Here is a 24,411-nt window from a genome sequence, read left to right as displayed (position 1 = left end):
GCCCGGCGAGGAGCTCCTCGCGGTGAACGCCGATCGTCGGCTCGGCCGCCACGCTGAGCCGGGCGTAGAAACGGGCGAACAGCGGATGGTGCACCGCAGCCGGAGGCAGCGTGCCGGTCTGGGCGATTCTGGAGCGCGGTCGCATGGAGGCCTCCCACTGGGGCGTGGACCTACCGCGATTGTCCCCCAGGAGGCCCGTACTCACCCGTCCGCTGCGCCGTCTTCCCGCCGCGATTCGCACTGAGGTCCGGGCGGCGCGGGACCACAGGACGGTCCCGGCTCGGTCCCGGCTCGGCCTCGGACGGCCTCGTGGGGCGTCAGGCGGCGAAGCCCCGCGCCTGCCCGTAGACGCCGACGCCGACGCCGACCAGCCGTGCCGGCGGAGTGCCTACGTCCTGCTGTCCGCGGCCCGCGCGGCGGTGAACGCCTCCGCGTCCCACGTGCCCCAGAGCCGTGGCGCGAGCCAACCGCCCGCGGCGGCCCGGAAGCCGGAGGGCCGGAGCCGGCCGGCGCCCTCGGGCAGCGCGCCCAGCAGGGGCGCCCCCGCCACCACCGGAAGGTCCGTGAGGTTGCAGCGCGAGGCGAGGTCGGGCTCGTCCGGCCAGCTGCCGACGACGACACCGAGCAGGTCGAGCCGCCGGAACCGCAGCTCGCGGGCGGTCAGCTCCGTCGTGTTGAGCGTGCCGAGTCCGGCGGAGGCGACCACCAGCACGGAAGCGTCCAGCAGCCGTGCCGCGTCCGCGAGCGAGCCGCCCTCGTCGTCGAACCGTACGAGCAGCCCGCCCGAGCCCTCCACCAGCACGAGGTCGTGATCGGCGGCCAACTTGCCCGCGGCCTCGGCCACTTGCACGGGCCCCACCGGCGGCAGGCCCGCCCGCCGGGCCGCGGTGGCGGGGGCCAACGGCTCGGGATAGCGGGCCAGTTCGACGACCGTGACCGCGCCGGCCAGCCGTGCCACCTCGGCGGCGTCCCCGCGCTCACCCGGCAGCACCCCCGTCTGCGCCGGCTTGAGCACGGCCACCGACCGCCCGGCCGCCACGGCCGCCGCGGCCACGGCGGCCGTCGCGACGGTCTTGCCGACCTCCGTGCCCGTCCCCGTGATCACCAGTACCGTCATGTCAGCCCTCCCGCGCCGCCGCGCACACGGCCGCCGTGATCCGCGCCAGGTCGGTGTCCCCGGTGACGTACGGCGGCATCGTGTACACGAGGTCCCGGAACGGCCGCAGCCACACGCCCTCGCGCACCGCCGCCCGGGTCGCCGCCGCCATGTCGATCTCGTGGTCCAGCTGCACCACCCCGATGGCACCGAGAACGCGTACGTCCCGGACACCCGGCAGTTCCGCCGCCGGTGCCAGCCCGTCCCGCAACCCCGTCTCGATGCGCTTGACCTCGCTCTGCCAGTCCTGGCCGAGGAGGAGGTCGATCGAGGCGCAGGCCACGGCGGCGGCGAGGGGGTTGCCCATGAAGGTCGGGCCGTGGGCGAGGACCGGTACCTCGCCCCGCGAGATGCCCTCCGCGACCCGCGGGGTGCACAGCGTCGCCGCCATTGTCAGATATCCGCCGGTCAGCGCCTTGCCCACACACATCACGTCCGGCGTCACCCCGGCGTGCCCGGCCGCGAACAGGCTCCCCGTACGGCCGAAACCCGTCGCGATCTCGTCGAACACGAGCAGCACGTCGTGGGCGTCGCACGCCTCGCGCAGCACCCGCAGATACGCGGGGGAGTGGAACCGCATGCCGCCCGCGCCCTGCACCACCGGTTCCACGATCACCGCCGCCAGTTCGTCCGCGTGCCGCTCGATCAGCGACCGCAGCTGCTCGGCGTACGACTCCTCGTACGCGACCGGGGGAGCGTCGGCGAACACCTGGCGGTGGAGCACGCCCTGCCACAGCTCGTGCATCCCGCCCTCGGGATCGCACACCGACATCGGCTGCCAGGTGTCGCCGTGGTAGCCACCGCGCCAGGTCAGCAGGCGCCGCTTGCCGGGACGGCCGAGCGAACGCCAGTGCTGGAGGCACATCTTGACCGCGACCTCGACGGACACCGAGCCGGAGTCGGCCAGGAAGACATGCTCAAGACCTTCGGGAGACATGTCGACAAGGCGCTTCGCCAGGCGTACGGCGGGCTCGTGCGTGAGCCCGCCGAACATCACATGGCTCATCCGTCCGAGCTGGTCACGAGCCGCCTCGTTGAGCGCCGGGTGGTTGTAGCCGTGGATCGCCGACCACCAGGACGACATGCCGTCGATCAGCTCGTCGCCTCCACCGGCCAGCCGCAGCCGCACGCCGCTCGCCGACTCCACGACGAGCGGTTCCTGCCGCCCCGGCATCGGCCCGTACGGATGCCAGACGTGTCGCCGGTCGAGATCGAGCAGCTCGCGTACGGCGGGCGTGGCCAGGTCAGGCATTGGGCGCGAGATCCGTTCCGGCACCCCGACGGCGTACCGCCACCAGGTCCGTACGCGCCGCGGAGACCCCCGTCGCCTCGCGAGCCGGCTCCTCGCGAGTCGGCTCCTCGGGGGCCCGGTGGTCCTCGGGGGCCGAGCCGCAGGCACCGCACCCGCCGCCCTCGTGCGAGCCGCAGCCCTCGTGCGCGGTGACCGTGACCCGGTGCTCCGGGAGCGTCACCTCGCCGGTGCCCTCCACCTCGAACCCGGCGTCCGCGATCATGTCCAGGTCCGCCTTGCCCGCCTGTCCCTCACTGGTGAGGTAGTCACCGAGGAAGATCGAGTTGGCGAGGTGCAGGGCGAGGGGCTGCATCGTACGGAGATGGACCTCGCGCCCGCCGGCGATCCGCACCTCGGCGTCCGGGCAGGCGAACCGGACCATCGCGAGAATCCGCAGACACCGCTGCGGTGTGAGGTGCCACTCCTTCGCGAGCGGGGTGCCCTCCATCGGGATCAGGAAGTTGACCGGGACCGAGTCCGGGTCGAGTGCCCGCAGCGCGTGGACGACGTCGACGAGGTCCTCGTCGCTCTCGCCCATGCCGGCGATCAGACCGGAACAGGCGGACAGGCCCGCGGCATGCGCCTTCTGGACCGTGTCCACCCGGTCGGCGTACGTGTGGGTGGTCGTGATGTCCCCGTACGTGGCCTCGGACGTGTTGAGGTTGTGGTTGTAGGCGTCCGCCCCCGCCTCGCGCAGCCGCTCGGCCTGACCGTCCGAGAGGAGCCCGAGGCAGGCGCACACCTCGACGCCCTCGTTCTCGTCCTTGATCGCCTTGATGGTGTCCGAGACCCGGTCGACGTCACGGTCCGTCGGACCGCGTCCGCTCGCCACCAGGCAGACCCGCTTGGCGCCGCCCGCGAGCCCGGCGGACGCGGCCCGGGACGCCTGGCCGGGCTTCAGCCAGGTGTACTTGAGGATCTCGGCCTTCGAGCCCAGCCGCTGCGAGCAGTAGGAGCAGTCCTCGGGACACAGGCCCGACTTCAGGTTGACGAGGTAGTTGAGCTTCACCCGTCGGCCGAACCAGTGCCGGCGTACCCTGCCGGCCGCGGCCACCACATCGAGGAGTTCGTCGTCGGAGGTGGCCAGTACGGCCAGCGCCTCGTCGCGGGTCGGCAGTTCGCGCCGAAGCCCCTTGTCCACCAGCGTGTTCAGCAGGTCCATGAGGTCCGATCCTGGCCTATCCGACCACGCCGGGCCAAGGAGGAACCGAACAACAGAGGCGGCTCGGCGTGTGGACATTGCCACATCATGGGCGGCTGGTGGTCCGGCTAGGGTCTGTGCGTTGCCTACAAAAGGCAGTGGGGGCGGCCGGGCGGAACGTCATGTGTCGGGACCCCATGGGACACCCTCACCTCATGGCCCGGAGGACACATGGCGCAGTCGCCGTTCGAGTGGATCGACGAGCAGGCACGGGCACGCCGCCGGGCCGGACTCGTCCGCACCCTGCGTCCGCGCCCCGCCGACTCCGCGCTCCTCGACCTCGCGGGGAACGACTATCTGGGCCTGGCCCGCCACCCCGAGGTCACCGAGGCCGCCGCGCGGGCCGCCCGCACGTGGGGCGGCGGCGCCACCGGCTCCCGGCTCGTCAGCGGCTCCACCGAACTGCACGCGGAACTGGAACGCGAACTGGCCGGGTTCTGCGGCTTCGAGTCCGCCCTCGTCTTCTCCTCGGGCTACGCGGCCAACCTCGCCGCCGTCACCACGCTCGCGCCGCACGGCTCCCTCATCGTCTCCGACGCGGGCAACCACGCCTCGCTGATCGACGGGTGCCGTCTCGCGCGCGGCACCACCCAGGTCGTCGCCCACGCCGACCCCGACGCGGTCCGCAAGGCGCTGCACACGCGCACCGGGCCCGCGCTCGTCGTCTCCGACACCGTCTTCTCGGTGGACGGCGACGCCGCCCCGCTGGCGGACCTGGCCGCCGCCTGCCGGGAGTTCGGCGCGGCCCTGGTGACGGACGACGCGCACGGTCTGGGCGTCCTCGGCGACGGCGGGCGGGGCGCGCTGTGGGCGGCCGGGCTCGCGGGCGCACCCGACGTCGTCACCACCGTCACCCTGTCGAAGTCGCTCGGCAGCCAGGGTGGCGCGGTCCTCGGCCCGGCCCACGTCATCGATCATCTGGTCAACGCGGCCCGCACCTTCATCTTCGACACCGGTCTGGCCCCCGCGTCGGCGGGCGCGGCCCTGGCGGCCCTGCGTCTGCTGCGCCGGGAACCGGAACGGGCCGCACGCGCGCGTGCGGTGGCGACAGCTCTGTACGAACGCCTGACGGCCGCGGGTCTCGAAGCCGTACGGCCCCACGCCGCGGTCGTCTCCGTGCGCGCCCCCTCCCCGGAGCAGGCGCTGCGCTGGGCCGCGGACTGCCGCGAGGCGGGTCTGGCCGTCGGCTGCTTCCGTCCCCCGTCGGTGCCGGACGGCATCTCACGGCTGCGGCTGACCGCCCGCGCGGATCTCACCGACGGGCAGCTCGACCGGGCCGTGCGCGTGATCATCGAAGCGCGCCGATAAAGCCTTCCCAGGCCGCGGGGGCGAAGAGCAGGGCGGGCCCCGACGTGTTCTTGGAGTCGCGCACCGCGAGCAGGCCGGCCCAGGGGCCGGAGCCCGGACGGGCCGTCTCGACGCAGTTGTTCATTCCCGTGCTGCGGCTGCTGCGCTGCCACCGCACACCGTGCAGACGAGTACTGGAAAGTACGGATCGAGGCATGGCGGGCATGGTGCCTCCTTATCCGCCGTCAGCGACACCGGCGATGAAATCCATGGTGTCCTCGGGCGAAAGGGCTTGGTCCTGAAGGGAGTTGAAGGCCTCGCTGTAGGCCTGAAGGTCTTCTTTCCGTTCGAGATAGAGGCTACTCGTCAAGTGGTCGAGAACGACCACATCCAGATCAGATTTGTTCGGAAACGAAAAAATAACGAAGGGCCCCGTGACGCCGATCTGGGCCCCGCCTCCGAAGGGCAGCACCTGAATCCGCACGTGAGGCAGGTGTGCGGCCTCCCGGAGCCGGTCCAGCTGCCGTGCCATGACCTCCGGCCCACCGACGGTCCGCCGTAGTACCGCCTCGTCCAGAACGGCACTCAGCCGGAGCGGCCGATTCGAACGCAGCACGTCCTGGCGCGCGAGGCGCACCTCCACCAGCGCGTCGACCTCGCCGTCGAGCGCCCCGCCCACGACGGTCCGCGTCACCTCACGGGCGTACTCCGGAGTCTGGAGGAGGCCCGGCACGACGGAGTTCTCCAGCGTGCGCATCGCGCCGGCCTGCGACTCCAGACTGATGAAATCGCTGTACGACGACGGCAGAAGGCCCCGGTAGGCGCGCCACCAGTGCTGCCGGCCGTCGTCGTCCGAGCCCGCCAGTACGACGAGTAACTCGTGCAGTTCCGGGTCCCGGACGTCGTACGCGTCCAGGAGCAGCCGTACGTCCGCGGGCTTGACGCCGCTGCGACCGGTCTCGATCCGGCTGACCTTGGACTGGTGCCAGCCCACGAGGCGGGCCGCCTCACCGCTCGTGAGGCCCGCGAGAGCACGCAGGGCACGCAGTTCGGCACCGAGTTTTCGTCGGCGCACCGCGGGGCCGTACCGCATGGCCGTCTCCTTCCGACCGTCGCGCCGGCGCTATGGCGCCCGGCGTCACGCCGACGGTAGAGGACAAACCGGCTGCCCGCCCAAATATGGTCGACCGTCGCAGAGTTCACCGCTTCGAGCGACAGATATATGCATATCTTGGTGGATCGGCACCTTGAACCCCGAGGTAGTGGCACTCTGGCGCAAGCACCAGTCCGGGACCGCACTCGAAGTCATCCGCTTCGTGTCGGCCTCCGGTCCCGTGGGAAAGGGACGACGTCGCATGGCAGATCACCAGGAAGCATCCGTCACCCTGCCGAGCGATCCCGCCTCGGTGTCCGCCGCCCGCACCTATGTCGCCGACGTCCTGGCCGAATGGGGACTTCCGTCCGACTCGGAGGCCGCCGACACGGTTCGGCTCATCGTCTCCGAACTCGCCACGAACGCCGTACAGCACACGTTCGGACTGTCACCCACCTTCACGGTGGACGTCGAGCTCGACCGCGACGAACAACTGCGCATCGGGGTGACCGACAGCCACCCGCGCTTCCCGCAACGGTTGCCCGCGGCGGTCCAGCAGGACAACGGCCGCGGCATGGTGATCGTCCGGTGGCTGACCGCGGAGAGCGGCGGCAAGCTCACGGTCCGGCGCACCGAAGAGGGCGGAAAAACCGTGTCGATCATGCTGCCCTGGACGGTACCGACGGAGTCGGCGCGGGCCGACTGAGATCAGGTCTCACTGAGGCGCCCAGCAGGGGTGGCCGGGCGTGGACTACCCGTCGTGCGAGGCCTTCTCCACGGACCGTTTCACCAGGTAGGGCATGACCTCCCACAGGCCGGTGCACAGGAGAAGGGTGGTCGCCCCCGCCGCGATGCCCTCGGTCCGGTTCACCGCCACGTCCACGACGAGGAGTACGGAACCGGAGAGAGCGAGCGCGAGCACGGCAAGGCCGATCTGCGCGAGCCGGGACGAGACGTACACGATCTGAGGCTTGGCGCCCAGCTGGAACAGCCGGCGGTGCAGTGCAGCGGGGGCCGTGAAGAGGGCCGCCGCCAGCACCGAGAGCAGCAGCGTGACGACGTACGTGGTGCGCTGCACCGTGTCGAGAGACGGGAACCGCGGGGTGAACGCCAGGGTCAGCAGGAAGGCGAAGAGGATCTGGACGCCGGTCTGCGTGACCCGCAGCTCCTGGAGGAGCTCGTTGAAGTTCCGGTCGGCGCGTTCGAGGCGGGTCTCGTTGCGCTCCTCGTGGTGGTGACGTTCGGCCATGGGTGAACGAGTAACCATTCTGCCGCCGAAATCACGCCGGGTCCCAGGCGAGCACGCCCCCGGGTCCCACGCGACCACGCCCGGGTCCCGCGCGTGGTTGCCCGGGTCCCACGCGAGGTGGCCGTGGCGGTCGCCACGGCCACCTCGCGGGCAGATCACCTGACCCGGCCGTACCAGACGCTCTTCGTCCAGATCTTCTGGAGCTTCACCACTTCCCCGGTCTTCGGGGAGTGCCAGATCCGTCCCTTCCCGGCGTAGATGCCGACGTGGTAGACGTTCCGGCCCGAGTGGAAGAAGACAAGATCCCCGTGCTTACGCTTCGAAGCGGAGACATGGTTCGTCTTGTTGTACTGGGCCGCGGCCGTGCGAGGCAGACTCTTGCCCGCCTTCTTGAACGAGTAGAGCGTGAGGCCGGAGCAGTCGAAACGCTTGGGCCCCGCGGCCCCGTACTTGTACAGGGAGCCCTTCTTGGAGGCCGCCACCTGTAGTGCCTTCGTCGCGGGAGTGGCCGCCTGGGCGTCGGACGCGAAGCCCGGGGCCACGATGCCACCACCGACGGCGGCAATGGTGAGAGCCGATGCGGTACTGGCCCTGCTGAACAGCGACGGGACACGATTGAGCGCAGTCATGCGCAACCCTTCGTCAGCCGCCTGTGAAGGATGACCTGTCGGATTCGGGCTGGCGAAGTTGCCCGGCCGCTGCTGCGGCTTCACCCCAAGGACCACTCGGATCTCTCCGGCGGCCCGTCGTGCCTGGGTCCTCCACTCCTGCCGATCCACTTCTGTCGACCGGTCATCCGGGCAGCGGCAGGATTGGGCGTCCGCCCGGACCGCCCCGCCGCTTCTGGCGGGGGCTTGTCGTCGGAAGGGATCTTGGCGCACTGATGTCCCAAAAGCCGAGCAGAATCGGCTATTTGTGGGCTTACTCACCACTCACCCGTTCGGGTGGACAGCCCTGCCCACGGGTGGATGTCGAGAGCACCGAGGACCCCTGTACCAGCATCGGAACGCCTTATTCCGCCTCGGAGGTACGCGCGTTGCGCAACTCCCGGGGGCCGGTAGACACAGTTCCGGATACGCCGTCCGGGGGTACGCCGTCTGGTCCGTTTCGACCCGGGCCCGGACGCCTCGTCAACTGCCCCTGTGACGCCGGGGCGCTGGGTGTACGTCAGCTGTCGGAGCCGGGCGGCAGAGCGACGCGGCCCACCCGGCGCTCGCCGTCCAGGACGCGCAGCGCCCGCGCCAGGGTCGGCGCGTGCATCTCGTGCTCGCCCCGCTGGTGCATCAGGGCCAGGGCGTCGCGCAGCGCCGTCGCCCTGCTGACCAGCGCCTGGGCCGCGCGCAGTCCGCGGTAGGTGTCACCGGAGTGCGCCGGGTTGATCCGGCCGAGCAGATCGACCACCTCCAGGTAACGGTCGATCAACTCGGCCTCGGCCCCTGTCAGTGCCGGCAGCGGGGGCAACTCGGGTGGGAGCATCGGCGCTTCACCTCGCGCCGGACGAGCCGGACGACGTGTCGGAGGGGCCGGACGTGTCGGAAGTGCCGGACGCGTCGAGGGTCGACTTGCGGCTCTGGACGATCCGGTCGACCAGCCCGTACTCCAGTGCCCCCCGAGCGTCGAGGATCTTGTCCCGTTCGATGTCCGCCGCGATCCGCTCCGGGCTCTGGCCCGTGTGCCGGGCGAGCATCTCCTCCAGTCGGGCACGGGTACGCATCAGTTCGTCGCCCTGGATGGCCAGGTCGGAAGCCTGCCCCTGGACCGGCTCCGAGAACGACGGCTGGTGGATGAGCACACGGGCGCCCGGCAGCGCGTACCGCTTGCCCGGTGTGCCCGCGGCCAGCAGCACCGCCGCGGCCGACGCGGCCTGACCCAGGCAGATGGTCTCCACCTCGCAGCTGACGAACCGCATCGTGTCGTAGACGGCCGCCATCGCGCTGAACGAGCCGCCGGGGGAGTTGATGTAGAGCGAGATGTCCCGGTCGGGCGCCTGGTACTCCAGATGCATGAACTGCGCCATCACGTCGTTCGCCGAGATGTCGTCGATCGGCGTCCCGAGAAACACGATCCGCTCTTCGAGGAGCTTGGAGTACGGGTCCATGGTCCGCGTCCCCGAACTGGTGCGCTCGGTGAACTCGGGCAGGACGTAGTGGGCGGACGGTCGGGTCATGACACACGCCTCCTCCGGGAGAGGTCCTGTGGAAAATGTACAGGACGTACATGACATCATGATGGGGAGCAGGTTCTGATGATCCACAGATCACCGCAGGTCAGACCCGTGTTTACGCTGATCGTGAAGCAGGTTCCTCTCACGTTCATCCGGTATGTTCAGGCAGCCGTGTCGTCCTCGAAGCCGAGCAGAACCGTGAGGTGATCCGAGGCGGCGCGCAGGTCCTCGGGGCTCGGATGGACATGGACGCGCTTCGTGAACGACGCGCTCAGGTGGCCCTGTCCCTGCCGAAAATCTCGCCCGTGCGGGTCAGGCCGCATGCTGGTACTCGTGGAGGGTGCCGCCGAGGCGGTCGCGTCGTCGTATGTCGTGGCGTCCGGGTCGGTGATCGACGGTGGCAGGGGATGCAGCGTGCGCATCGATCGCCATAAACGATGGTTAAACGGGCTTTACGGCGCATCCTTGCAGCCCGGGCAGACGCTCCCTATCGCCCACGCCGACTCGTCCTCGCGACGACACCCCAGCAGCGAGGCCCGCCATACACGCTGACCGTTCTCATCGTGCTGGTCTTCGGAGTCCTGGTCGCCCCGACGGAAGAACGGCAGGCGCGCCCCACCCTCACCTGCTGGCTTGCTGCCTACGGCGGCCTGCCCCCGGCAGGTGCGGGTGGCGATGCGGCCTGGGCCGAAAAGAAGCCCAGGCCGCGGTGAACGCGCTGTCCGTCCTGATCTACAAGTCGACAGCGAAGCGCGGAAGTGGACGGAGGTGATCGCCGCCCTCAACGGCGCGGCCACCGTCCAGCTTCAAGCCACTGTGCAGGCCGTCGCACCGTCACGTGGCGGACGCTCAGGCTTCCGCTTCGCGATCGTCTGCGAATGCACGTGACACCAGCCACGGCCACGGTAAGGGCACAGGAGCGGTCGCCTCGCCGTGGCGGAACGACTGATGTTCCCCCCCCGGTAGACGAACCTCGTGAGGGGTGACCGGCTCTCACCTCTCAGGGACCTTCGTGATTCCCGATGAAGAGCGCCAGTCGCTGGAAGTCACTGTGGCGGACGCCATCGCAGCCCCAGGGTCCCGGTCATGTCAAGAAGCCGTCGCGCGGTTGTTCACCCAACCACGGCCATAGCCGCCCGGCGGCCCCGCGGCCGGCCCGCTTGCCCCTCCCCAAAGGGAGAAACGGACATCAACTCACGTACCGCACTCTCAGTCCGTGGTCCGGCCCGAGAGGCGCTCGACGCCGCGCAGCAGGGCGGAGTGGTCCAGTGTGCCATCGCCGTTGGCGCGTGCTGAGGCCATGAGCTGGGCGGCGAGCGAGCCGAGGGGGAGGACGGTGCCGTTGGCGCGTGCCGCTTCGGTGACGATGCCCATGTCCTTGTGGTGCAGGTCGATACGGAAGCCGGGCTTGAAGTCCCGGTTCAGCATGGCGTCCTTCTTGCGAGTGAGGACGGTGGAGCCGGCCAGTCCGCCGCCGAGGACCTCCAGGGCGGCGGGCAGGTCGGCGCCCGCCTTCTCCAGGAAGACGACCGCTTCGGCCAGCGCCTGGATGTTGACCGCGACGATGAGCTGGTTGGCCGCCTTGACGGTCTGGCCCGCGCCGTGCGGACCGACGTGGACGACCGTGGTGCCGAGGGCGCGGAAGAGCGGCTCCGCGGCGGCGAAGTCGTCCGCGTCGCCTCCGGCCATGATGGACAGCACGGCGTCCACGGCGCCCGCCTCGCCACCCGACACCGGGGCGTCCAGGACGCGGACGCCCTTGGCCCGGCCCGCCTCGGCGATCGCGACAGCCGTCTGCGGGCCGACACTGCTCATGTCGATGAGAAGGGTGCCGGGGCGAACGTGCGCCAGGACGCCGCCTTCGCCGAGGACCACCTCGGTCACCTGCCGGTCCGCGGGGAGCATCGTGATGACGACATCCGCGTCGGCGACCGCGGCCGCGATGCTGTCCGCTCCCCGGCCGCCCGCCTCGATGAGGCGGTCCACCGGCGGACGGCTCCGGTTGTACCCGACGACCGTATGACCGGCCCGTACGAGATTGGCGGCCATGGGCGAGCCCATGATGCCGAGACCGAGGAAGGCGATGGTGCGGGACTGATCGGCTGACATACGCATGCCACCCGACATTACGACACCGCGCACGGTCCACCCCATGAGACTCCGACCGGGAGTCAGTGAGGGGAAAAAGATGGCCTTGATGACGGGCTATTGACGGATCCCACCCCTTCAGTATTCCGCCCGTACGCACCTAACGTTGCGCCCACGTAAACGGCCTGGCTGTCGGACTCCCGCTCTCTTCCCGCTCACCCGCGGGACCACGTGGGAGCCACGGTCCAGAGCTGACGGTTGTCTGAAGGGAGAAGGCGATGGAGCCGACGGAACTGCTCATCGGAAGCCGGTGGCAAGCGTCGAAGGGGTCGGGACGGACCCGGGAAGTGATATCGCCCTTCGACGGTTCGCCCGTCGGCACCGTGGCGCTCGCAGGCCCCGAGGACGTCGAGGCGGCCCTGGCGGCGGCCGAACGAGGAGCCGCGGTGTGGCGGCGCACACCCGCCCACGAGCGGATGACCATCCTGCTGCGGGCCGCCGAACTGGCCGACGAACGAGCCGGCAAGATCGCGCGGACCATCAGCGCGGAGTCGGGCAAGACCATTACCGAGGCCACCGGCGAGGCATCGCGCTCCGGCGACCTGATCCGTCTCGCGGCCTTCGAGGGGACCCAGCTCTACGGCGAGACGCTGCCCCTGGACGCCAACCGCGGCACGGGCTTCGACAAGGTCGGCTTCACCCTGCGCCAGCCCTGCGGTGTCGTGGTGGCGATCACGCCCTTCAACTACCCCGCCCTGCTCGTCCTGCACAAGCTGGCACCGGCGCTTGCGGCAGGCAACGCCGTCGTCCTCAAGCCGGCCGGCTCGACCCCGCTGACCGCGCTGGAACTCGCCTCGTGCTTCGTCGACGCCGGGCTTCCCGAAGGCGTGCTCTCGGTGCTCGTCGGTTCCGGCGGGGTGCTGGGAGACCTGCTCGTCACGGATCCCCGGGTGCGGAAGATCTCCTTCACGGGTTCCACCACCACCGGCGAGCACATCGCGCGGGCCGCCGGGGTGAAGAAGCTCTCCCTCGAACTGGGCGCCTCCTGCCCGGTCGTGGTCCTGCCGGACGCCGACCTCGAACTCGCCGCCAGCGCGGTCGCGTTGGGCGGCTATGTGAACGCCGGGCAGGTGTGCATCTCCGTCCAGCGGGTCATCACGCACCCCTCGGTCACCTCCGACTTCCTCGACGCGCTCGTCCCCAAGGTCAAGGCCATCCGGACCGGGGACCCGTCGTCCACCGAGACGACGATGGGCACGCTGATCACGACCGCCGAGGCGGAGCGCGTGGAGCGCGCCATCGCCCAGGCCGCCACCGACGGCGCCCGGATCCTGACCGGCGGCGAGCGCGACGGGGCCGTCGTGAGCCCCGCCGTCGTGGCCGACGTCCACCCCGACTCCGCGTTCAGCCAGCAGGAGTTGTTCGGACCCGCCGTCGCCGTCAGCTCGGCCGCGGACTGGGAGTCCGCGATCGCCCAGGCCAACGGCACGGCGTACGGACTGGGAGCGGGCGTGTTCACCTCCGACGTGGCCGGCGCGATCCGGGCCGTACGGGAGATCGACGCGGGCTCGGTGCACATCAACTGGACGCCGCTGTGGCGCGCCGACCTGATGCCGTACGGCGGCCTGAAGGGCAGCGGCTACGGCAAGGAGGGCCCGCGCGCGGCGGTCAGTGAGATGACCGAGGTGAAGACCATCGTGCTGCACGGCCGTCCCTGGTGAGTTCGCGGCCCTCTGACCCAACTCCCGATCTGACTCTGGACGTCCACGCCGCCCGAGGGCCGTGGGCATCTCCCCAACAGGAGCCCGACCATGACTGACCCGACGACCCGGCGCACCGTGCGCCTCACAGTGGCCCAGGCACTCGTCACCTACCTCTCCCGCCAGCACTCCGTGGCCGACGGCGAGCGACGCCGCCTGATTCCCGCCGCCCTGGGCATCTTCGGCCACGGCAACGTGGCCGGCCTCGGCCAGGCCCTGGACCAGCTCAGCGACGAACTCCCCTTCGTACAGGGCCGCAACGAGCAGGCACTCGTCCACATCGCGACGGCCTACGCCAAGGCGTCCACCCGGCATGCCACCCTGGCGGTCACCGCCTCCATCGGCCCGGGCGCCCTCAACATGGTCACCGGCGCCGGCCTTGCGACCGTCAACCGGCTGCCCGTCCTGCTGCTGCCCGGCGACACCTACGCGACCCGCCACCAGGGACCCGTACTCCAGCAGCTGCAGCACCCCGTCGAGGCCGACGCCTCCGTCAACGACGCCTTCCGGCCCGTCTCCCGGTTCTTCGACCGCATCACCCGGCCCGAGCAGCTGCTCACCTCGCTGCCCGCGGCGATGCGCGCTCTCACCGATGTGGACACCGGCGCGGTCGTCGTCTCCCTCCCGCAGGACATCCAGTCCCACGCGTACGACTACCCGGTGGAGTTCTTCGCCGAGCGCGACTGGCCGATCCGGCGGCCCGCAGCGGACACCGACGAGGTCGCCGCGGTGGCGCGGATGCTCGCCGAGGCGGAGAAGCCGCTGATCATCGCTGGTGGCGGTGTCGTGTACTCCGGTGCCACCGAGGAGCTGGAGGCGCTGGCCGACGCGGCTGGGATCCCCGTGGCGGAGACGTTCGCGGGCAAGGGAGCGGTCCAGCGCAGAGCCTGGTGGCAGCTGGGCGGCATCGGTCTGGAAGGCACCCCGGCCGTCAACATCCTGGCCAGGGAAGCCGACTTCGTCCTGACCGTGGGCTCGCGGCTGACGGACTTCTCCACGGCCTCGCAGTCGATCTTCCAGAACCCGGACGTGCGGTTCGCCGCCGTCAACGTCAACGTGCACGACGTGAGCCGCCTGGGCGCCACCGGGATCGTGGCCGACGCCAAGCGCGCCCTCGTCGCACTGACGGAGGCTGTCCGGGCGAACGGCATCACCACCTCCCCGGCCTGGCAGGACAGGGCGCGTGCGCTGCATGAGACGTGGTGGGCCCAGCGTGCCGCCGCCCTCGACCCCGACACCCCCTTCGACCTCTCGGCCGAGCCGGACGACTCGGACGTCACAGGCGACACCGACGCGGTCCTCACCCAGGGCCAGTTGATCGGCCTGCTCCAGGAGCACGCACAGGACGGCGACACGATCATCGCCGCCGCCGGTGGCCCGCCCGGCGACCTGCAGAAGGTGTGGGACGCCACCGAAGGCCGCCGCGCCCACCTGGAGTTCGGCTTCTCCTGCATGGGCTACGAGCTGCCCGCGGCGATCGGCGTACGGTTCGCGACCCCCGACCCGGCGAAGCGCGTCCTGTCCCTGCTGGGCGACGGCACCTTCCTCATGGCGCCGACCGAACTGGTCACCGCGGCCCAGGAGAAGCTCCCGCTCACCATCGTGATCCCGGAGAACCACGGGTACCAGGTCATCCACCGCCTCCAGATGCTGCGCAACGGGCGGGAGTTCGGCAACGAGTTCCGCTACCGGGAGGGCAGCCTTCATCTGGCGGAGGCCGACGGCGACACCAAGCCGGCCCGCCTGGAGGGCGACTACCTCAAGGTCGACCTCGTCCAGACCGCGACGGGACTCGGCGCCCGCGCCATCCGCGCCACCACCGCCGACGAGGTGCGCGCCGCACTCACCGAGACCCGCGACCACGCGGGCCCCGTCGTCCTCGTCGTACCCGTCATCCCGCACGCGGACCTGCCCGGCGCGGGCGTGTGGTGGGACGTGGCACCCGCCGAGGTGTCCGACCAGGAGTCGGTCGCCCAGCTGCGCAGCGAGTACGAAGAGGGCCTGGCTTCCCAGAGGTGGTACGGATGAATCGCTCACCGCTCGATCACGGCCGCCTGCGCGCCCGAATCGCCGAGGGAGAGCCCACCTTGGGCACCTTCGTGGGGATGGCCTCCCCGGTCGCGGCCGAGGTGTGTGCCGCCTCGGGCGCCGACTGGCTGCTCCTCGACCTCGAACACGGCGCCGGGGGAGAGGAACAGGTCCGCGAGACCGTCCCGGTGGCCGCTGCCTACGGAGTCCCGACCGTCGTACGCGTCGAGTCCGCGGCCCGGATCCGCATCGGCCGCGTCCTCGACCTGGGCGTCGCCGGGATCATGCTGCCGCGCCTCGACACGGCCGCCGAAGTCCAGGAAGCGCTACGGCACCTGCGTTACCCGCCCGCGGGGGATCGGGGCGTGGCCACGTACAACCGGGCCTGTCGCTTCGGACTCGACTCCGCCGCCCTGGACCGTGAGGGCGAGATCCTCGGCGTGGTCCAGATCGAGTCGGCGAGCGCCCTGGCGGAGGTCGAGGCGATCGCTGCACTGGACGGCGTCGACGTGCTGTTCGTCGGCCCCCGCGACCTCAGCCACGACCTCGGCGTGCCGGGCGACTTCGGGGCCCCGGTCTACCGCGAGGCCCTGGAACGCGTACGCAAGGCCGCCGCCGCACACGGCAAGGCGTGCGGCCTCCTCGTACCCGACGGCCCCGCGGCCGCCGCCAAACGCGCCGAGGGCTGGACGTTCATCGCCATCGGATCAGACTCGACCCTGCTCGCAGCCGCCCTGTCCGCCGCGCTCGGCGAGGCCCGGCCGGAGCCCCGGGACCACCAGGAGACACACTCATGAACACGACCCCCTCGGGCGCCGCACGCGAGATCGGCGTCGGACTGATCAGCGTCGGCTGGATGGGCAAGCTGCACAGCCGCGCCTACCAGGTACTGCCCTCCGTCTACCCCGAGCTGGGCCTCAAGCCCCGGCTCGTCCACGCGGCGGACACGGCCGAGGACCGCGCGGCCTACGCCCGTGACGTGCTCGGCTACGAGAAGGCAAGCACCGACTACCGCGCCGTCCTGGACGACCCGGACGTCGAGGTGGTGTCGATCTGCGCGCCGAACATGCTCCACCACGAGATAGGCATCGCCGCCGCCAAGGCGGGCAAGCCCTTCTGGATCGAGAAGCCCGTCGGACGCGGCGCGGAGGAGACCGCCGAGGTCGCCGCCGCGGCCCGCGTCGCCGGAGTGGTGACGTCCATCGGCTACAACTACCGCCACGCCCCCGCGGTCGAGCGGGCCAGGCAGCTCGTCGCCGAGGGAAGGCTGGGCCGCATCACCAACGTGCGTGCCACGTTCTTCTCCGGCTACGCCTCCGAACCCAAGGGCGCCCTGTCCTGGCGCTTCAAGCGGGAACTGGCCGGACACGGCGCGCTGGGCGACCTGATGAGCCACGTCGTGGACCTGGTCAGCTACGTCGTCGCCCCGATCCGCGAGGTCTCCGCGCTCACCAGCACGGTCTACACCGAGCGTCCGATCCTCCCCATGGGCTCGGGCACGCACTTCGCCGTCATCGAGGACGGCGAGATGGCACAGGTAGAGAACGACGACTACACCGCCGCCCTCGTCCGCTTCCACGGTGACGCCGTCGGCACGCTGGAGGCGTCCCGCACCATCGTCGGCCCGCAGTGCGGCATCGGCTTCGAGATCTACGGTACCGACGGCTCGCTCACCTGGAACTTCGAGCGAATGAACGAGCTGCGCGTCGCCCTCGACCGCAGTGGCCCGCACCAGGGGTACACCACCGTGCTCGGCAACGGTCACATGGGCGACTACGCCAGCTTCCAGCCCGGGCCCGGCAACAGCATGGGCTACGACGACCTGAAGGTCATCGAGGCGAAGAAGTTCCTCGCCGCCGTGGCCGGCATCGAGCACCACAACTCCACGATCGACGACGCGCACGCCGTCGCCGAGGTGATCTCCGCCGCCGCCGCCTCCGCCGAGAGCGGCGCCTGGGAGCCGGTGCCGGACGTCGCCGGGGCGACCTTCGGTCACCAGGCACGGAGCTGATCGCATGGACGGGCATGTCGTAGTAGCCCTCGGCCCGGTCGACCCGGACACCGTCGGCGACGTCCTCGGTGACCGGGTCACCTTCGTCACCCACCCCACGCCCGACGACCTCGCGGTCGCGGAAGGCGCCATCGTCCGCGCCGACCGGCATGTCGACGAGGACTTCCTCGCACGAGCCCCTCGGCTGCGCGTCATCGCCCGCACCGGAGTCGGTGTGGACCTCGTCGACGTGGCCGCGGCGACCGCCCGGGGGATCCCCGTGGTCATCACCCCGCAGAGTGGCTCGCGAGCCGTGGCCGAGGGCGTCCTCGCCATGACCCTGCACCTGACCAAGCGGCTGCGCCAGCTCACCGACCTGGTGCGCGAGAACCGCTGGGCGGAGCGGAACACCGTGCCCGTCGGCGACCTCGACGGCGCCACCATGGGCATCGTCGGCTACGGCCGCATCGGCCGCCGGGTCGGTGAACTCGCCTCGGCCTTCGGGATGCGGACGCTGGCGTACGACCCGTACAGCCCGCCCCCGCCCGAGGTCGCCTGCGCCGATCTCGGTGAACTCGCCGAAGTGAGCGACGTACTGACCCTGCACGTCCCGCTCACCGAGCGCACGCATCACCTGGTCGGCGAGGACCTGCTGTCCCGGGTCAAGCCCGGGACGGTCCTCGTCAACTGCGGCCGGGGCGGTCTGCTCGACCCGGACGCCACCCTGATCGCCCTGGAGCTCGGCCGGCTGGCCGGAGTCGGACTGGACGTCTTCGATCCCGAACCGGCCGTACACCATCCGCTGTTCGACCACCCCGATGTCGTCCTCACCCCGCATCTGATGGGTATGACGAGCAGGGCCATGACCCTTACCTTCGTCGACGCCGCCCGCGGTGTCGCGGACGTGCTCGCCGGCCGACCTCCGGCCGCGGTCGCCAATCCCGACTGGAACCACCGAAAGGCCACGGCATGAACACTCAAGCGCAGCGAATCGCCGGAGCGCCCATCTCGTGGGGCGTGTGCGAAGTGCCCGGCTGGGGCTATCAGCTGACGCCCGAGCGCGTCCTGAAGGAGATGCGCGAGGTAGGTCTGGCCGCCACCGAGATCGGGCCCGAGGGCTTCCTGCCCGGCGAGCCGCAGGCCATGGCGCAGGTCCTCGCCCACCACGACCTCCGGGCCGTCGGCGGCTTCACCCCGCTCCTGCTGCACGTGCCCGGACACGACCCGCTGCCCGAGGTCGAGACGCTTCTGGAGAGCTACGCGGCGTCCAAGGCCGACGTCCTCGTCCTGTCGGCCATCACGGGGCAGGACGGTTACGACTCCCGGCCCGAACTCGACGCCGACGGCTGGCAGCTGTTGCTGTCCAACCTGGACCGGCTGACCGCACTGGCCGCGGAACGCGGCGTACGGGCCGTGCTGCACCCGCACGTCGGCACGATGATCGAGAACGGCGACGAGGTCCAGCGCGTGCTGGAGCACTCCTCGATCTCCCTCTGCCTCGACACCGGCCACCTGCTCATCGGCGGTACAGACCCCGCCGAACTCGCCCGGCAGGCACCCGAGCGGATTGCCCATACCCACATGAAGGACGTGAACGCCGCCCTCGCCGCCAAGGTCCAGTCGGGCCGCCTCACGTATACGGAAGCCGTCCGGGCGGGCATGTACCAGCCGCTCGGCGCCGGTGACGTGGACGTCCGGGCCATCGTGACCCACCTCGGGGCTCGCGGCTACGACGGCTGGTACGTCCTTGAGCAGGACACCATCCTCACCGAAGAGCCCGTCGGCAAGGGGCCCGTGGACGACGTGTGGGCCAGCGCGGAACACCTGCGCACCGTGCTGCGCGATGCGGATCTGTGACGCGTTCGTGATGTGTTTTTGACGGGTTGCCGAGATTTTCCTTTCGGGATGGAATCAAAGGGAGCCAGGCTGGTGTCAGGCGGATTGAATTTATCAGCGGTTCGCCGTATTGACGCGCATGAGAATCAGCGGAATGGCCTTGACGAGGAATGGCCTTGATGGTGTCCATGGCCAGGACGGGTTCTCTGAAATCGTTATGGAGAGTAAACAGGTATGATTACTGAAGACCTGCTGGCCACCTGTTGGACCACCGCGGGCGATGCCGCGCCCGGGCAGCCCGACTTGCGCAGCCCGCTGACGCTGCGGGAGCGGGTGGAAGCGGCGGGCGCCGCCGGGTTCAAGGGCTTCGGCCTGTTGCACGAGGACCTGGTGGAGGCCGAGCGCACGTACGGACTGTCCGGCGTCCGGTCCCTCTTCGAGGACAACGGACTGGTCCACCTGGAGCTGGAGCTCCTGGTCGACTGGTGGGCCGACGGGCCACGGCGTGCCGCGTCGGACGCCGTCCGCCTGGATCTTCTGCGGACCGCCGAGGCGCTCGGTGCGCGCCACCTCAAGATCGGACCGGATGTCGAGGACCGACCGTGGGAACCCGACCACTGGGCCGAGGAGTTCGCCACGCTGGCGTCGCAGGCCGACGGCGTGGGCGCCCGGCTCGCGATCGAGTTCCTGCCCTGGTCCAACCTCAAGACCGTGCACGACGGCCTGCGGCTGGTCGAGACCGCCGGGCATCCCGCGGGCGGCCTCATCATCGACGTCTGGCACACCGAGCGCGCCCACACGCCACCGGCCGATCTCGCGGACGTACCCGCGTCGCGCATCGTGGGTGTGGAGCTCAACGACGCCGACAGTGACGTGATCGGCACGCTCTTCGAGGACACGGTCCGGCGCCGGCGCCTGTGCGGCGAGGGCTCCTTCGACCTGACGGGGATCATCTCCGCGCTCCGCACGGCCGGCTGGTCCGGTCCGTGGGGGGTGGAGATCCTGTCCGACACGCACCGCGCGCTTCCGGTGCGCGAGGCTGCCGAAGCGGCGTTCAGCACCGCGGCGGCGCTGCTCAAGTAGCCACGCCGGGTCGGTGCTGAAGTAAGGCCGCCGGGGCGGCGGGGACGAAACCACGGTCGTCCCCGCCACCCCGGCTTCCGTCCTGCCATCTGCCATCTGCCATCTGCCAGCCGCGCGCCCGCCGGGCGCGCGGCTCTCAGGCGTGTACGAGCACCTGGAACCTGTGGAAAACGCGTCGGGCCGCCCGGAATCCGGACGGCCCGACGTGGGTGTGCGGGGGATGTTCAGTGGTTGCGGGGGAAGCCGAGCTCGACTCCGGTGGGGACGTCGGCCGGGTCGGGCCAGCGGGTCGTGACGACCTTGCCGCGGGTGTAGAAGTGGGTGCCGTCGTTGCCGTAGATGTGGTGATCCCCGAAGAGGGAGTCCTTCCAGCCGCCGAAGGAGTGGTAGCCGACGGGGACCGGGATGGGGACGTTGACGCCGACCATGCCGGCCTCGATCTCCAGCTGGAAGCGGCGGGCGGCGCCGCCGTCCCGGGTGAAGATCGCGGTGCCGTTGCCGAAGGGGGAGCTGTTGATGAGGGCGACGCCCTCGTCGTAGGTGTCGACGCGCAGCACGCACAGCACCGGGCCGAAGATCTCGTCCCGGTAGGCGTCCGCGGTGACCGGCACCTTGTCGAGCAGGGAGAGCCCGATCCAGTGACCGTTCTCGTGGCCCTCGACGGTGTGGCCGGTGCCGTCGAGGACGACCTCGGAGCCCTGGGCGGCGGCGCCGGTCACGTAGGAGGCGACCTTGTCGCGGTGGGCCGCGGTGATCAGCGGGCCCATCTCGGAGGCGGGGTCGTTGCCGGGGCCGATCTTGATCTTCTCGGCGCGTTCGCGGATCTTGTCGACCAGTTCGTCGCCGATCGCGCCGACCGCGACGACGGCGGCGATGGCCATGCAGCGCTCGCCGGTCGAACCGTAGGCGGCGGAGACGGCCGCGTCGGCCGCGGCGTCCAGGTCGGCGTCCGGGAGGACCAGCATGTGGTTCTTGGCGCCGCCCAGGGCCTGGACGCGCTTGCCGTTGGCGGAGGCGGTGGTGTGGATGTACCGGGCGATGGGGGTCGAGCCGACGAAGGAGATGGCCTTGACGTCCGGGTGCTCCAGGAGGCGGTCGACGGCCACCTTGTCGCCGTGCACGACGTTCAGCACGCCGTCCGGAAGCCCTGCCTCCGCGAACAGTTCGGCGAGCCGGACGGCCGTCGACGGGTCCTTCTCGCTGGGCTTGAGGACGAAGGTGTTGCCGCAGGCGATGGCCAGCGGGAACATCCACATCGGCACCATCGCCGGGAAGTTGAACGGCGTGATGCCCGCGACGACCCCGAGCGGCTGGCGGATCGAGGCCACGTCGACCCGCGAGGCCACCTCGGTCGACAGCTCGCCCTTCAGCTGGACGGTGATTCCGCACGCCAGGTCGACGATCTCCAGGCCGCGCGCGACCTCGCCGAGCGCGTCCGAGTGCACCTTGCCGTGCTCAGCGGTGATCAGCCCGGCGATCTCGTCGCGATGGGCGTCGAGCAGGGCGCGGAACGCGAAGAGGATCCCGGACCGCTTGGCCAGCGACAAGGTGCCCCAGGTCGCATAGGCGTCCCTCGCGGCGGCGACCGCGGCGTCCACCTCCTCGACCGACGCGAGAGGGGTCTGCTTGTCCTGAATGCCCGTGGCCGGGTCGAACACCGGGCTGTGGCGTCCTGAAACGCCCTCCGCGGGCTTGCCATTGATCCAATGGGCGATGCTCTTCACGAGGTGTCCTCTCACATGGGTGGGCAGGCCGTCTCACAGCCGCTCCATGGCGATCACATTGACCAGGCCAGTATCGCGCGAATGATTTATGGAGCGCTCGGCTGGATACGAGGACCCCTAAATCGGAAAGGCCGACAGTGACCCCGTCCATTTCAGGTGTAGACGGCACACGGAACAATCGTCAAGAAGATGTCCTGCCGTTTTCCCATGATGGGTAAATGATGTCTTTACATATATTGACGCTGAGGTGCAACTGGGGCTTGTATCCCGTCATAGGCAACAGCCGTGTTAACGGTATGTGACCGGAGCTTCTGCCCGGTCGGGCGTCGCTCCTTATCCCCTGCACAGTGAGGTGCCGGCAAGATGAACCGCTCTCTCCACCCCCGTTCACGCAGAATCGCCCTCGTCGCCGCGGCAGCCGCCGCGGCCCTGACAGTCACCGGTTGTTCCAGCGACTCCGGCGGCAAGCAGGCCGAGGAGGACACGGGCGCCGCGTCGGCCGGCAAGGCCGACACCCCCCGCATGAAGATCGCGATGATCACCCACGCGGCCCCCGGCGACACCTTCTGGGACCTCATCCGCAAGGGAGCGGAGACGGCCGCCGCCAAGGACAACGTCGAGCTGGTCTACTCCAGCAACCCGGACGCGGCGAAGCAGGCCAACCTCGTCCAGAACGCGATCGACCAGAAGGTCGACGGCATCGCGGTCACCCTGGCCAAGCCGGACGCCATGAAGGCCGCGGTCGCCAAGGCCGAGAAGGCCGGCATCCCGGTCGTCGGCTTCAACGGCGGTGTCGACGACTGGGCGGACCAGGGTCTCCTGTCCTACTTCGGCCAGGACGAGACCGTCGCCGGTGAGGCCCTCGGCGAGAAGCTCAACGCGCTCGGCTCCAAGAACAACATCTGTGTCATCCAGGAGCAGGGCCACGTAGCCCTGGAGGCACGCTGCGCGGGCGTCAAGAAGACCTTCAAGGGCAAGACCACGAACCTCTACGTGAACGGCACGAACATGCCGGCCCTGAAGGCGACGATCACCGCGAAGCTCAAGCAGGACCCGTCGGTCGACTACGTGGTCACCCTCGGTGCCCCGTTCGCGCTGGCCGCAGTGCAGTCCGTGGACGACGCGGGCGGCAAGGCGAAGGTGGCGACCTTCGACCTCAACAAGGACCTGGTCGGTGCCATCGAGGACGGTGACATCCAGTTCGCGGTCGACCAGCAGCCCTACCTGCAGGGCTACCTGTCCATCGACTCCCTGTGGCTCTACAAGACCAACGGCAACTTCAGCGGTGGCGGCCAGGAGCCGGTGCTGACCGGTCCGGCGTTCGTGGACAAGTCCAACGTCGCGACCATCGCGAAGTTCGCCGCGAAGGGTACCCGGTGATCTCCATGTCCCAGGCAACGGCACCGGCGACGGATTCCTCGTCGCCGGCTCCGCCGGCCGTCCCCAAGGACGGCCGGACCTCGCAACGGTCCCTGTCCCGCCGGCTGGCGGCCCGTCCGGAGATCGGCGCGCTGATCGCGGCGATCGCCGTGTACGTGTTCTTCTTCGCGGTGGCCTCGCCGTTCCGTGAGGCCGGCTCGCTGGCCAACGTGCTCTACGAGGCCTCCGTGATGGGCATCATGGCCCTGCCGGTGGCCCTGCTGATGATCGGCGGCGAGTTCGACCTGTCCGCCGGTGTGGCGGTCACCACCTCCGCGCTCACCGCGAGCATGTGGAGCTTCCAGCTGTCCATGAACATATGGGTCGGCATCGTCGTCGCGTTGCTGGTGTCGCTTGCGATCGGCGCGTTCAACGGCTATCTGCTGGTACGCACCGGCCTGCCGTCGTTCCTCATCACGCTCGGCTCGTTCCTGATCCTGCAGGGCGCCAACCTCGCCGTCACCAAGCTCTTCACCGGGAACGTCGCCACCGACTCGATCAGTGACATGGACGGCTTCGACCAGGCCCGCAAGGTCTTCGCCTCCGAGATCAGTATCGGCGGCGTCGACGTCAAGATCACCGTCTTCTACTGGCTGGTCTTCGCCGCCGGCGCGACCTGGCTGCTGCTGCGCACCAAGTTCGGCAACTGGATCTTCGCCACCGGCGGCAGCAAGGAAAGCGCCCGCGCGGTCGGCGTGCCGGTCACCTTCACCAAGATCGCCCTGTTCATGGGCGTCGGCGCCGGCGCCTGGTTCGTCGGCATGCACATCCTGTTCTCGTTCAACACCGTCCAGTCCGGCGAGGGCGTGGGCAACGAGTTCCTGTACATCATCGCCGCGGTCATCGGCGGCTGCCTGCTCACCGGCGGCTACGGCTCCGCGATCGGCGCGGTCATCGGCGCCTTCATCTTCGGCATGGTCTCCCAGGGCATCGTCTACGCCAACTGGAACCCCGACTGGTTCAAGGCCTTCCTCGGCGTCATGCTCCTGCTCGCCGCCCTCGTCAATCTGTGGGTCCGCCGCCAGGCAACCCGGAGGTAACC

At 70.2% G+C, this 24,411-nt stretch carries 23 protein-coding genes and 1 riboswitch; of the genes, 11 read left to right on the top strand and 12 right to left on the bottom strand.

The features are described 5' to 3' along the window. Positions 1-388: 388 nt before the first annotated feature. From bioD to bioB, 3 genes are read right to left on the bottom strand one after another with little or no spacing between them, the layout of a single operon-like run. Entirely contained in the window at positions 389-1,117 is a 729-nt protein-coding gene (gene bioD, locus AOK01_RS20350; RefSeq protein WP_055513720.1) for a dethiobiotin synthase, read from the bottom strand. 1 nt (position 1,118) lies between these two features. Continuing rightward, positions 1,119-2,408 carry an adenosylmethionine--8-amino-7-oxononanoate transaminase gene (locus tag AOK01_RS20345; RefSeq protein WP_055513718.1) on the bottom strand — a complete coding sequence of 430 codons (1,290 nt, stop codon included), beginning with the start codon at positions 2,406-2,408 and terminating at the stop codon, positions 1,119-1,121. Continuing rightward, positions 2,401-3,609: a biotin synthase BioB gene (gene bioB, locus AOK01_RS20340; RefSeq protein ID WP_055513716.1), complete on the bottom strand. Its 1,209-nt coding sequence runs from the start codon at positions 3,607-3,609 to the stop codon at positions 2,401-2,403. The genes AOK01_RS20345 and bioB overlap by 8 nt, the downstream gene beginning before the upstream one ends. 210 nt (positions 3,610-3,819) lie before the next feature. On the opposite strand from bioB, the gene AOK01_RS20335 reads away from it, so the two are divergent. Further along, on the top strand, positions 3,820-4,956 hold the full coding sequence (locus tag AOK01_RS20335) for an 8-amino-7-oxononanoate synthase (RefSeq protein ID WP_055513714.1): 1,137 nt from the start codon (positions 3,820-3,822) through the stop codon (positions 4,954-4,956). Here the strand turns inward: AOK01_RS20335 and AOK01_RS41390 are convergent. Together AOK01_RS41390 and AOK01_RS20330 are read right to left on the bottom strand one after the other, a co-directional pair. Beyond that, positions 4,937-5,161 carry a DUF397 domain-containing protein gene (locus AOK01_RS41390; RefSeq protein WP_079103585.1) on the bottom strand — a complete coding sequence of 75 codons (225 nt, stop codon included), beginning with the start codon at positions 5,159-5,161 and terminating at the stop codon, positions 4,937-4,939. The two genes, AOK01_RS20335 and AOK01_RS41390, sit on opposite strands and share 20 nt — an antisense overlap. A gap of 9 nt (positions 5,162-5,170) precedes the next feature. Next, a complete protein-coding gene (locus AOK01_RS20330; protein ID WP_055513712.1) occupies positions 5,171-6,028 on the bottom strand; it encodes a helix-turn-helix domain-containing protein in 858 nt (285 codons plus the stop codon). 262 nt (positions 6,029-6,290) lie between these two features. On the opposite strand from AOK01_RS20330, the gene AOK01_RS20325 reads away from it, so the two are divergent. Further along, entirely contained in the window at positions 6,291-6,734 is a 444-nt protein-coding gene (locus AOK01_RS20325; protein ID WP_055513724.1) for an ATP-binding protein, read from the top strand. 45 nt (positions 6,735-6,779) lie between these two features. On the opposite strand, the gene AOK01_RS20320 is transcribed toward AOK01_RS20325, so the two are convergent. The 6 genes from AOK01_RS20320 to AOK01_RS20295 form a co-directional block, all read right to left on the bottom strand. Beyond that, positions 6,780-7,277, bottom strand: a complete 498-nt coding sequence (locus AOK01_RS20320; protein ID WP_055513710.1) for a DUF6328 family protein — start codon at positions 7,275-7,277, stop codon at positions 6,780-6,782. A gap of 155 nt (positions 7,278-7,432) precedes the next feature. After that, a complete protein-coding gene (locus AOK01_RS20315; RefSeq protein ID WP_055513708.1) occupies positions 7,433-7,906 on the bottom strand; it encodes a C40 family peptidase in 474 nt (157 codons plus the stop codon). Between the two features lie 3 nt (positions 7,907-7,909). Continuing rightward, positions 7,910-8,090, bottom strand: a riboswitch (cyclic di-AMP (ydaO/yuaA leader). A 354-nt stretch (positions 8,091-8,444) separates the two neighbouring features. Continuing rightward, a complete protein-coding gene (locus tag AOK01_RS20310; RefSeq protein WP_055513706.1) occupies positions 8,445-8,753 on the bottom strand; it encodes a hypothetical protein in 309 nt (102 codons plus the stop codon). A gap of 7 nt (positions 8,754-8,760) precedes the next feature. After that, entirely contained in the window at positions 8,761-9,444 is a 684-nt protein-coding gene (locus tag AOK01_RS20305; RefSeq protein ID WP_055513704.1) for an ATP-dependent Clp protease proteolytic subunit, read from the bottom strand. Between the two features lie 158 nt (positions 9,445-9,602). Next, positions 9,603-9,863 (bottom strand): hypothetical protein, encoded by a 261-nt coding sequence (locus AOK01_RS44115; RefSeq protein WP_055513702.1) that lies wholly within the window; start codon positions 9,861-9,863, stop codon positions 9,603-9,605. Positions 9,864-10,650: 787 nt separating this feature from the next. After that, on the bottom strand, positions 10,651-11,550 hold the full coding sequence (locus AOK01_RS20295) for a 2-hydroxy-3-oxopropionate reductase (RefSeq protein ID WP_055513701.1): 900 nt from the start codon (positions 11,548-11,550) through the stop codon (positions 10,651-10,653). Between the two features lie 257 nt (positions 11,551-11,807). Here AOK01_RS20295 and AOK01_RS20290 point away from each other — a divergent pair, with 257 nt between their 5' ends. The 7 genes from AOK01_RS20290 to AOK01_RS20260 all read left to right on the top strand — a co-directional run bounded on the left by AOK01_RS20290 (position 11,808) and on the right by AOK01_RS20260 (position 20,226). Then, positions 11,808-13,250: an aldehyde dehydrogenase family protein gene (locus tag AOK01_RS20290; RefSeq protein WP_055513699.1), complete on the top strand. Its 1,443-nt coding sequence runs from the start codon at positions 11,808-11,810 to the stop codon at positions 13,248-13,250. Between the two features lie 90 nt (positions 13,251-13,340). Then, complete coding sequence (gene iolD, locus AOK01_RS20285; protein WP_055513697.1) at positions 13,341-15,317, top strand: 3D-(3,5/4)-trihydroxycyclohexane-1,2-dione acylhydrolase (decyclizing); 1,977 nt, start codon at positions 13,341-13,343, stop codon at positions 15,315-15,317. After that, positions 15,314-16,114: an HpcH/HpaI aldolase family protein gene (locus AOK01_RS20280; protein ID WP_055513695.1), complete on the top strand. Its 801-nt coding sequence runs from the start codon at positions 15,314-15,316 to the stop codon at positions 16,112-16,114. Before iolD ends, AOK01_RS20280 begins: the two co-directional genes overlap by 4 nt. Further along, a complete protein-coding gene (locus AOK01_RS20275; RefSeq protein ID WP_055513693.1) occupies positions 16,111-17,328 on the top strand; it encodes a Gfo/Idh/MocA family protein in 1,218 nt (405 codons plus the stop codon). Before AOK01_RS20280 ends, AOK01_RS20275 begins: the two co-directional genes overlap by 4 nt. A 4-nt stretch (positions 17,329-17,332) precedes the next feature. Further along, the gene (locus tag AOK01_RS20270) at positions 17,333-18,280 is read left to right on the top strand and encodes an NAD(P)-dependent oxidoreductase (RefSeq protein WP_055513691.1); all 948 of its coding nucleotides are present in this window, start codon (positions 17,333-17,335) and stop codon (positions 18,278-18,280) included. Continuing rightward, positions 18,277-19,164: a sugar phosphate isomerase/epimerase family protein gene (locus AOK01_RS20265; RefSeq protein ID WP_055513689.1), complete on the top strand. Its 888-nt coding sequence runs from the start codon at positions 18,277-18,279 to the stop codon at positions 19,162-19,164. The genes AOK01_RS20270 and AOK01_RS20265 overlap by 4 nt, the downstream gene beginning before the upstream one ends. Positions 19,165-19,377: 213 nt before the next feature. Beyond that, entirely contained in the window at positions 19,378-20,226 is an 849-nt protein-coding gene (locus AOK01_RS20260) for a sugar phosphate isomerase/epimerase family protein (RefSeq protein ID WP_055513686.1), read from the top strand. Positions 20,227-20,450: 224 nt separating this feature from the next. Here the strand turns inward: AOK01_RS20260 and mmsA are convergent, their stop codons facing one another. Beyond that, positions 20,451-21,950 carry a CoA-acylating methylmalonate-semialdehyde dehydrogenase gene (mmsA, locus tag AOK01_RS20255; RefSeq protein ID WP_213862121.1) on the bottom strand — a complete coding sequence of 500 codons (1,500 nt, stop codon included), beginning with the start codon at positions 21,948-21,950 and terminating at the stop codon, positions 20,451-20,453. A 363-nt stretch (positions 21,951-22,313) separates the two neighbouring features. Between mmsA and AOK01_RS20250 the strand changes: the two genes are divergently transcribed. After that, a complete protein-coding gene (locus AOK01_RS20250; protein WP_055513682.1) occupies positions 22,314-23,330 on the top strand; it encodes a sugar ABC transporter substrate-binding protein in 1,017 nt (338 codons plus the stop codon). A 5-nt stretch (positions 23,331-23,335) separates the two neighbouring features. Next, entirely contained in the window at positions 23,336-24,409 is a 1,074-nt protein-coding gene (locus AOK01_RS20245; RefSeq protein ID WP_055513722.1) for an ABC transporter permease, read from the top strand. Positions 24,410-24,411: the final 2 nt, after the last annotated feature.

Origin of the sequence: Streptomyces aurantiacus (assembly GCF_001418335.1) — a bacterium.
In the GTDB taxonomy this organism is placed as follows: domain Bacteria; phylum Actinomycetota; class Actinomycetes; order Streptomycetales; family Streptomycetaceae; genus Streptomyces; species Streptomyces aurantiacus.
Note: the sequence above shows the minus strand (reverse complement) of the source record. Positions and strands in the feature narration are given on the sequence as shown.

Excerpts from the sequence above, each read along its gene's own strand:
- AOK01_RS20245 (WP_055513722.1), top strand. The coding sequence starts at position 23,336 with ATGTCCCAGGCAACGGCACCGGCGACGGATTCCTCGTCGCCGGCTCCG.
- AOK01_RS20345 (WP_055513718.1), bottom strand. The coding sequence starts at position 2,408 with ATGCCTGACCTGGCCACGCCCGCCGTACGCGAGCTGCTCGATCTCGAC.
- AOK01_RS44115 (WP_055513702.1), bottom strand. The coding sequence starts at position 9,863 with ATGCGCACGCTGCATCCCCTGCCACCGTCGATCACCGACCCGGACGCC.
- AOK01_RS20250 (WP_055513682.1), top strand. The coding sequence starts at position 22,314 with ATGAACCGCTCTCTCCACCCCCGTTCACGCAGAATCGCCCTCGTCGCC.
- AOK01_RS20290 (WP_055513699.1), top strand. The coding sequence starts at position 11,808 with ATGGAGCCGACGGAACTGCTCATCGGAAGCCGGTGGCAAGCGTCGAAG.
- AOK01_RS20315 (WP_055513708.1), bottom strand. The coding sequence starts at position 7,906 with ATGACTGCGCTCAATCGTGTCCCGTCGCTGTTCAGCAGGGCCAGTACC.
- AOK01_RS20305 (WP_055513704.1), bottom strand. The coding sequence starts at position 9,444 with ATGACCCGACCGTCCGCCCACTACGTCCTGCCCGAGTTCACCGAGCGC.
- AOK01_RS20330 (WP_055513712.1), bottom strand. The coding sequence starts at position 6,028 with ATGCGGTACGGCCCCGCGGTGCGCCGACGAAAACTCGGTGCCGAACTG.
- bioB (WP_055513716.1), bottom strand. The coding sequence starts at position 3,609 with ATGGACCTGCTGAACACGCTGGTGGACAAGGGGCTTCGGCGCGAACTG.
- AOK01_RS41390 (WP_079103585.1), bottom strand. The coding sequence starts at position 5,161 with ATGCCCGCCATGCCTCGATCCGTACTTTCCAGTACTCGTCTGCACGGT.
- AOK01_RS20265 (WP_055513689.1), top strand. The coding sequence starts at position 18,277 with ATGAACACTCAAGCGCAGCGAATCGCCGGAGCGCCCATCTCGTGGGGC.
- iolD (WP_055513697.1), top strand. The coding sequence starts at position 13,341 with ATGACTGACCCGACGACCCGGCGCACCGTGCGCCTCACAGTGGCCCAG.
- AOK01_RS20280 (WP_055513695.1), top strand. The coding sequence starts at position 15,314 with ATGAATCGCTCACCGCTCGATCACGGCCGCCTGCGCGCCCGAATCGCC.
- AOK01_RS20325 (WP_055513724.1), top strand. The coding sequence starts at position 6,291 with ATGGCAGATCACCAGGAAGCATCCGTCACCCTGCCGAGCGATCCCGCC.
- AOK01_RS20310 (WP_055513706.1), bottom strand. The coding sequence starts at position 8,753 with ATGCTCCCACCCGAGTTGCCCCCGCTGCCGGCACTGACAGGGGCCGAG.
- AOK01_RS20275 (WP_055513693.1), top strand. The coding sequence starts at position 16,111 with ATGAACACGACCCCCTCGGGCGCCGCACGCGAGATCGGCGTCGGACTG.
- AOK01_RS20260 (WP_055513686.1), top strand. The coding sequence starts at position 19,378 with ATGATTACTGAAGACCTGCTGGCCACCTGTTGGACCACCGCGGGCGAT.
- AOK01_RS20295 (WP_055513701.1), bottom strand. The coding sequence starts at position 11,550 with ATGTCAGCCGATCAGTCCCGCACCATCGCCTTCCTCGGTCTCGGCATC.
- AOK01_RS20320 (WP_055513710.1), bottom strand. The coding sequence starts at position 7,277 with ATGGCCGAACGTCACCACCACGAGGAGCGCAACGAGACCCGCCTCGAA.
- bioD (WP_055513720.1), bottom strand. The coding sequence starts at position 1,117 with ATGACGGTACTGGTGATCACGGGGACGGGCACGGAGGTCGGCAAGACC.
- AOK01_RS20335 (WP_055513714.1), top strand. The coding sequence starts at position 3,820 with ATGGCGCAGTCGCCGTTCGAGTGGATCGACGAGCAGGCACGGGCACGC.
- AOK01_RS20270 (WP_055513691.1), top strand. The coding sequence starts at position 17,333 with ATGGACGGGCATGTCGTAGTAGCCCTCGGCCCGGTCGACCCGGACACC.